Here is a 7,024-nt window from a genome sequence, read left to right as displayed (position 1 = left end):
GAAATGCGCAAGGTCATTTTTAATCTGCGTCCTATGGCACTCGACGATTTGGGACTGATCCCGACGCTGCGCAAATACGCGCACGATTACGAGGAGAAGACCAAGATCCGTACCATGTTCGAAACGAGAGGAAAAGAGCATCGTCTTTCTTCTGCAATGGAGGCGGCGATCTACCGTCTGGTCCAGGAAGCACTGAGCAATGCGGCGAAGCATGCCCATCCAACCTATGTGTTAATTGAAATTACATATCAAGCGCAGATGGTTAAAATTGTCGTTCAAGACAATGGACTTGGATTCCGAGTCGAGCTTCTGGAACAGAAGAGCAAGGATCATTTCGGTTTAATCGGAATGCGCGAGAGGGTAGAGCTTCTCGAAGGGAGAATGGAGATCGAATCGGCCGAGAACCAGGGTACGAAGATCATTATCCATATCCCAACGAACGTGGAAAAGGGAAAGGAGTAGTTGGATGGAAACGAGAGATTCCGGCAAAACAACCATTAAGGTCCTCCTGGCTGACGATCATCAACTGTTTCGCGAGGGTCTGAAGCGTATTTTGAACATGGAGGAAGACATTGAGGTCATCGGGGAATGCGGCGATGGTATTCAGGTGCTTGAATTTTGCAACGATATCAAACCCGACATTGTCCTGATGGATATTAATATGCCTGTGGAAAATGGTGTGGAGGCCACGGAGAAGCTCCGCGAGCTGTTTCCGGATGTAAAGGTCATTATTCTATCCATTCATGATGATGAGAGTTACGTATTCGAGACGCTCCGCAAGGGCGCGAACGGATACCTGCTCAAGGATATGGAAGCCGAGTCGCTGATCAATGCGATCCGTTCGGTTCAGGAAGGCTATGCATTCATTCATCCAAAAGTGACCGGCAAGCTGATTCAGCAGCTGCGGCGCATGACCTTCCTGAACGAAACGGGTGCCATGACCGAGAGCGGCGTCCGCGAAGCAGGCGTCAAGTTCGTGGCCGGCGAGAACAATCCGCTGACCCGGCGGGAAGCTGAAGTGCTGCGCCTGATGGCGGAAGGCAAGAGCAACAAGATGATCGGAGAGTTTTTATTCATTAGCGAGAAAACGGTCAAGAACCATGTCAGCAGCATCCTGCAGAAGATGGAAGTCGACGACCGTACGCAAGCAGTTATCAACTCGATTAAATACGGTTGGGTAACGCTCTAATACCATAATTTTGGGATAGCTGCTTGCCTTTGCCAAAGTTTGTGAAAAATTCCACTGTACGCTCGCTCATGCCCCTTTCGTCAGAGGTGTGGGCGATCCGGCCTTTATCATTCACCGTCCGGTTTGTACCCGCATATAGTGTGGGTATACAGGAGGTGAGTCTGCATGATGATTCCGCTTTTGTGGATCACGGCGGTATACGTGCTGGCGGCTGCGGCGGTTCACTTATTTCATGCTTGGCAGAAGCGCAAAAGTTCACCCTGGGTTCACTATACGCTGGTGACGTCCAACCATGAAGGACAGATCGAATGGTACATCCGGGCATTCGGGTGGTATTCGTTCATTTCAGGCAAGAAGCTTCGTCTAACGGTGATGGATGCAGCTTCCACGGATCAGACCGTGGAGATTGTCCACCGAATGCACGGAACCGCGGGTATGGAATTATCTGTCGTCCCGATGCAGTCCTCCGTGGAGCACGGAGATATCGAAGGAACCTTGGTGCTGGCTGACGGCATGATTTCCGAAATGATTGATTTGAGAAAGCCGCATGAAGCGGAGCGCATTCCTTATGTCTAATACGCAGGGAACTGCGTTCATGCCGGGAGGCGGCATAATGCAGAATACAGAGTGAAGCACACTCCAGAGGCGACAAGCCGGGGGTGTGCTTTTTTGCGTTGGGCGGAAAATCGGCGGTGATTTGTGAATTCAAAGACTTGTATAGATTGAACTAAAGTTTTGCATTGAACTTCCTGTTAGATCGGCCCAATAGCGGCCTGTAACATTCATTTCTTTTCATTTTCTTTAGTTCGTTAGTTCGTTCTGTATTTACACCCTGTTAGATCGGCCCAATAGCGGCCTGTAACATTCATTTCTTTTCATTTCTTTAGTTCGTTAGTTCGTTCTGATTTACATATCACTCGTGCTTAAAAGATTCTTGAAGAGATTGAGTTTTTCCGTAAGAGGACAGGATATTCGGCTTTTACGTTTCACCGAAACGGGAAGGGAGAAAGGAGGCGGGCGCATGCGTGTCGCCGTATATGCCATCCGGCAAGGGCAGCGGTGGAGGATGAAGATTTCGCTGGACCTGCGCATCGACATCGTATGGTGGGAGTATGTAAGCAGGAATGCCGGGATGGATGGAACGATGGTTTTGCTGTCAGGGGATATGCCCTTAGGCTGGGCTTGCAAGGCGGCTAGGGGTTTTGTGGGCACGCCGGACATGATGCACTGGAAGATGCAGCAGTGGAGGGGGTGGTTGGAGGCGGTGCTGAGGGAGGAGTGGGAGCGGGAAGGACTCAACCTCAAGGGCAATGACAGAAAGGTCGGGGATGGCTGTTCAGGGATGTGGCGCTGGGAGCTCGGCGAGCCGCTATCCCCTGCCGTATGGCAGGAGCTGATGCGTCAGCCAGAAGAAGGGCAGTGGGCAGGAGACGTGAGGGATCCGGGCTGTGCTCAGGGTACTTGCGGAGCAGGCCGCGCAGCTGGTGGAGAGGCTGCGTGGCAGGTCGCTGCTCGCAGCGGAGGTCGACTCGCTGCTGAGCGACCGGGCGCCGGGGCTTGCCGGCGCCTGGCACAGTGCTGCGCAGCTGGCCTACCTTCAGGGCCAGCTGGCGCTCGACGCGGGCGTGGCTGCCGCCGGCCCGCGCAAAGGGCCCCGCGGCGCGCTTCGCGCCGGCCGCGGCCAGGCCCCCCGCTGCCGCCGGTGCGGCAGCGAAGCCACGGGCCGCACGGCATGCGCCGCGTGCGGCCTCGCGGCCTGCGCCTACTGCGAGGCATGCCTCGCGCTTGGGCGCAGCCGCGCCTGCTCGCTGCTGCTTCGCACAGCAGCGTCTCCGGCCGTGCGGGGCACGGCCGGGGAGTCCACCGCCGCCGTTGCGAGCGTGGGATTGAGCGCAGCCCAGGGCGATGCCGCCTGGGCCGCGCTGGGGTTCCTGGCGGAGCCGCCCGGTCCGCGGCAGGCGGCCGCACCGGCTGGATGCGGCCGAAATGGGGTGCCGCGCAGAGAAGCGGCACCAGCACCGCGCCCTCCCGCTTCCTCCTATGGGCCGTGACGGGCGCGGGCAAAACCGAAATGATCTTCCCGCTGCTGGACTCTGTGCTGGCGGTGGGCGGGCGCGTGCTTGTGGCCACGCCGCGCCGGGACGTGGTGCTCGAGCTCGCCCCACGCCTGGCCAAAGCATTCAGCGGTGTCCGGATCGTCACCCTGTACGGCGGCAGCGCTGAGCGCTGGGAAAGCGGCGCTTTGACGCTCGCGACCACTCATCAGTTGATGCGTTTCTATCACGCATTCGACCTGGTGGTGATCGATGAGCTCGACGCATTTCCCTATCATAACGACCCTATGCTGGCCTATGCGGCGCAGCATGCCTGCAAAACTGACGGGAAATTTGTGTACCTGTCGGCGACACCGCCGCGTCCGCTGCAGCGGGAGGTGACCCGGGGCACGCTGCCACATGCCAAGGTTCCCGTCCGGTACCACGGCCACCCGCTGCCTGTGCCGAAGCGGATCGCGATGCGCAGCGTGGAAACCTGCCTGCGGCAGCCGAAGCTGCTAGGACCGCTTGCCGCGGAGCTTCGCCGGTCGATCGACCGGGGAGCGCAGATCTTTTTATTTGTCTCCCGGATACGCCATATCGGACCGCTCGTCGAGATTTTACGCCGCCGGTTCAAAGATACTGCAGTGGAAGGGACATCCTCGGAAGACTCTGGGCGGGGTGAGAAAGTCATGGCCTTCCGAAAGAAGGACATCCGCCTCCTCGTCACGACAACCATTCTTGAGCGGGGGGTGACCGTTCCCCGCAGCGACGTGTATATCCTGGATGCGGACAGCAGCCTGTTCGACGAGGCATCGCTCGTCCAAATGGCCGGCCGGGCCGGACGGTCTTCTGAGGATCCGGCAGGAAGGGTCATTTTTGCTTCATCCCAGTGGACGTTGTCCCAAAAGCTGGCCGTAAACCAGATCAAGGCGATGAACCGGATTGCCGGCAAGCACGGATATTTAAAGGAGCAGCCTTCTAAGTCATAAGTCGATAGGAGGGATGATAAGTTGAAGTCCAGTAGTTCATTGTTACAGATGATGCAGTATTTGCTGTCTCCACCCGGCGAAACGTGCCTGACCTGCGGCAGCGTTAGCCGTCTTGTCCGGGAATGGCCGGGCATCTGCCGATCTTGTGCGGAGGCGATCCCCTGGATTCATAAGCCCCGCTGCCTCTGCTGCGGCCGTGCCATCGGCTGCCCGGACTGTCTGCGGGAAGAGATGAGACACCGATCTTTTGTCTGTAGCCGGAGCGCCGTCCAGTATAACGGGGTAATGAGAGAGTGGCTGGCCCAATATAAGTATCGCGGGCATGAGAAATACGCGGATCTGATTGTCCATATGCTGAATCAAGCATTTGTGCAGATGCAGGAGGAGCTCGGCAGGTTTATGCTTGGCCATAACTCGGACACCCCAAATCGTCCGTTTCGAGCGGATACCTTCAATGGATTCTTTCCAGCGGTTATTGCCAAGTTAATTTCAAGGGTCGGCTCCGTATTGCCAGAGGTGCCCCTTTTCCATCAATTAAGAGAAACTTCGCAACAGGCTTTATGGATGCCGGACGTGATTACTTATGTACCAGTAAGCGACGTCCGGTTGAAGGAACGGGGATTTAATCAGGCGGAGGTGTTGGCGAGAGGGCTTGGAAGCAAGCATCGGATTCCCGTCATGCCGCTTTTGGTCCGCAGGGAGCACACCGCCAAGCAGAGCTATAAATCCCGTCAAGAGCGGATCGATTCGATGAAGAATGTGTTTGCTGTACATGAGGAGGGGGTGACAGCAGCCATATCGTTGTATATGCGTACATATGGGATGCTATCTTATGTAAATCATAGTAATAGCGTGGTGACTCGTCATGAAAGCCATGGACATGCTATAACGGCTCAGGATGCCCCTCTGCCCATGCAAATTCTTTTAATAGACGACATTTATACGACGGGAAGCACGATCAATGCGTGTGCAGAGGTGCTGCGGGATACTTTGCACCAAGGATTGGGGCTTGCCTCTGAAGTGTATAGCCTGACGTGGGCCAGGTCGTAATAACGACAAAAATCATGTCAAGATTTACCGAAATTCGTAAATTAAGATGGACGAGGGGAGCCGGAATAAGGTAATCTAGAACCATATCATCATGGCTTGATTTGGTATTCGATAAGGGGAGAGTTATTATGAATCTCGCGAATTGCCCTCGCTGCGGCAGATTGTTTGCTGCCAATTTCAGAGACATTTGCCCGAACTGCATCAAGGAGATCGAACGCGAATACGAGATTTGCGTGGATTATCTGCGGGAGCAGAAGGGTGCCAATATACAGGAGCTTTCGGAAGCCACTGGTGTTTCCGTCAAGCAGATTACGAGTTTTGTCCGTGAGGGCCGGATCTCGATCGTGAATGCACCGAACTTGATGTATCCGTGCGAGGTTTGCGGTACACTGATTCGTGAGGGGCATATGTGCGACTCTTGCCGCACCCGTCTGACTCGGGAGCTCAGCCAGGCTGCACAAGCAGGCCAAGATCAGGCTTCCGGTCCTAGAAAACCGGGCGAAGGTGCCTACCGCGTCGTGGATAAATTCCACAAATAACCGACTGTCGCACTAAAAACGGCAGCAGCTATTAATAATGTTTCAGTGACGACCGATAAACTTAGTAAAGATTATCGGTTGTTTGCATTTTGCATGCGAACGGGCTGACGTGTCGGCTTGGGAGGCCGGGTGAGTACCCGGCGGAGCAGCCCGCATATTGTGAAAGAAGGTGGAAGATATGAAAATTAATGATACCGGCAGAATTGGTGGAGTTAACCCTTATCAACGGAATATGGAGACGCAGCGACAGGAAGCGCAAAAGCCTGCACGCAAGAAGGACCAGGTTTCCATTTCCTCGGAGGCGATTGAAATGCTTGAGGCCCAGAGCCGTGCCAATGACCCGGAGAGAGCGAAGAAGCTCGAGGATCTGAAGCAGAGAATATCCTCCGGCACCTATCAAGTGGATGCAGGTAAACTGGCCGATAAGCTGATGCCCTATTTTAAAGAGTTCCCAAGGAATTAGGTGACCCCATATGTCTGTTCATACTTTAATCGACCTGCTGGAGCAACTGGATACGGTTCATCTCCACATGCTGGACTTGGCTGCGGAGAAGAAGAAAGTCATCATTGCCAATGAAGTAGAATCACTCATCAAGATCATGAACCAGGAAGCCAAGCTGGTGAAGCAGATCGAAATTCTCGAACAGAAGCGCGCGGTCTCCGCCCAGCAGTATTTACGCGAACGCGGCATCAAGTCGGAATTGAACCTGAATCTGACGGAACTGTCGCGGCTTGTTTTTGACGTGGAAGAGAAGAAGCGGCTGCTTGCCATTCAGGAGAAGCTGTCGGAGACCCTGCAGAAGCTGAAAAGGGCGAACGAGCTGAACCAGAAGCTGATCGAGCAGTCGCTTTCGTTTATAGATTTGTCCCTGGATATTCTGGTCGGCCGACCGAATCAGGATGTCACCTACCACCATCCGGCGGATCGGAGCGGGAATATGTCCCGGAGCGGCCTTTTCGATTCAAGGGCTTAGTTAAAGTATTTTTCTTACGAGCATTACGAGTGTCGGGGCTCCCCGCAGATTTTTACATGAACCAACGACGAAGCAGAGACCCACGACGTGGGCAATTGAGACATGGGTGAGCCCGGCTCTCCCCCGAACGTGAAGGAGGATTTTGTTGCATGACATCCACATTCCATTCCATCGAGACGGCGAAGCGAAGTCTGTTTACGCAGACCGCAGCACTGGGTACACCGGCCATAACATCGCCAACGCCAAT

Annotated in this window: 8 protein-coding genes; all 8 read left to right on the top strand. The window is 54.8% G+C overall.

Features of this window, described 5'->3' with window-relative positions:
• Positions 1 to 462: sensor histidine kinase (locus CPT76_RS24970; protein ID WP_146116422.1), on the top strand; the 462-nt coding region annotated here is incomplete at its 5' end.
• 4 nt (positions 463 to 466) lie between these two features.
• Complete coding sequence (locus tag CPT76_RS24965) at positions 467 to 1,189, top strand: response regulator transcription factor (protein ID WP_076174607.1); 723 nt, start codon at positions 467 to 469, stop codon at positions 1,187 to 1,189.
• Positions 1,190 to 1,354: 165 nt separating this feature from the next.
• Entirely contained in the window at positions 1,355 to 1,765 is a 411-nt protein-coding gene (locus CPT76_RS24960) for a hypothetical protein (RefSeq protein WP_076174604.1), read from the top strand.
• 445 nt (positions 1,766 to 2,210) lie between these two features.
• Positions 2,211 to 4,214, top strand: coding sequence for a helicase-related protein (locus CPT76_RS24955; protein ID WP_258168785.1), 2,004 nt, complete (start codon positions 2,211 to 2,213; stop codon positions 4,212 to 4,214).
• A gap of 351 nt (positions 4,215 to 4,565) precedes the next feature.
• Positions 4,566 to 5,264: a ComF family protein gene (locus CPT76_RS24950; RefSeq protein ID WP_181153028.1), complete on the top strand. Its 699-nt coding sequence runs from the start codon at positions 4,566 to 4,568 to the stop codon at positions 5,262 to 5,264.
• 128 nt (positions 5,265 to 5,392) lie between these two features.
• Positions 5,393 to 5,803: a TIGR03826 family flagellar region protein gene (locus CPT76_RS24945; protein WP_105444841.1), complete on the top strand. Its 411-nt coding sequence runs from the start codon at positions 5,393 to 5,395 to the stop codon at positions 5,801 to 5,803.
• Between the two features lie 178 nt (positions 5,804 to 5,981).
• On the top strand, positions 5,982 to 6,266 hold the full coding sequence (flgM, locus tag CPT76_RS24940) for a flagellar biosynthesis anti-sigma factor FlgM (protein ID WP_105444840.1): 285 nt from the start codon (positions 5,982 to 5,984) through the stop codon (positions 6,264 to 6,266).
• Positions 6,267 to 6,276: 10 nt separating this feature from the next.
• Positions 6,277 to 6,777: a flagellar protein FlgN gene (locus CPT76_RS24935; RefSeq protein ID WP_105444839.1), complete on the top strand. Its 501-nt coding sequence runs from the start codon at positions 6,277 to 6,279 to the stop codon at positions 6,775 to 6,777.
• Positions 6,778 to 7,024 lie beyond the last annotated feature (247 nt).

The organism is Paenibacillus sp. AR247, from assembly GCF_002968895.1.
GTDB classification, from domain to species: domain Bacteria; phylum Bacillota; class Bacilli; order Paenibacillales; family Paenibacillaceae; genus Paenibacillus_AQ; species Paenibacillus_AQ favisporus.
Note: the sequence above shows the minus strand (reverse complement) of the source record. Positions and strands in the feature narration are given on the sequence as shown.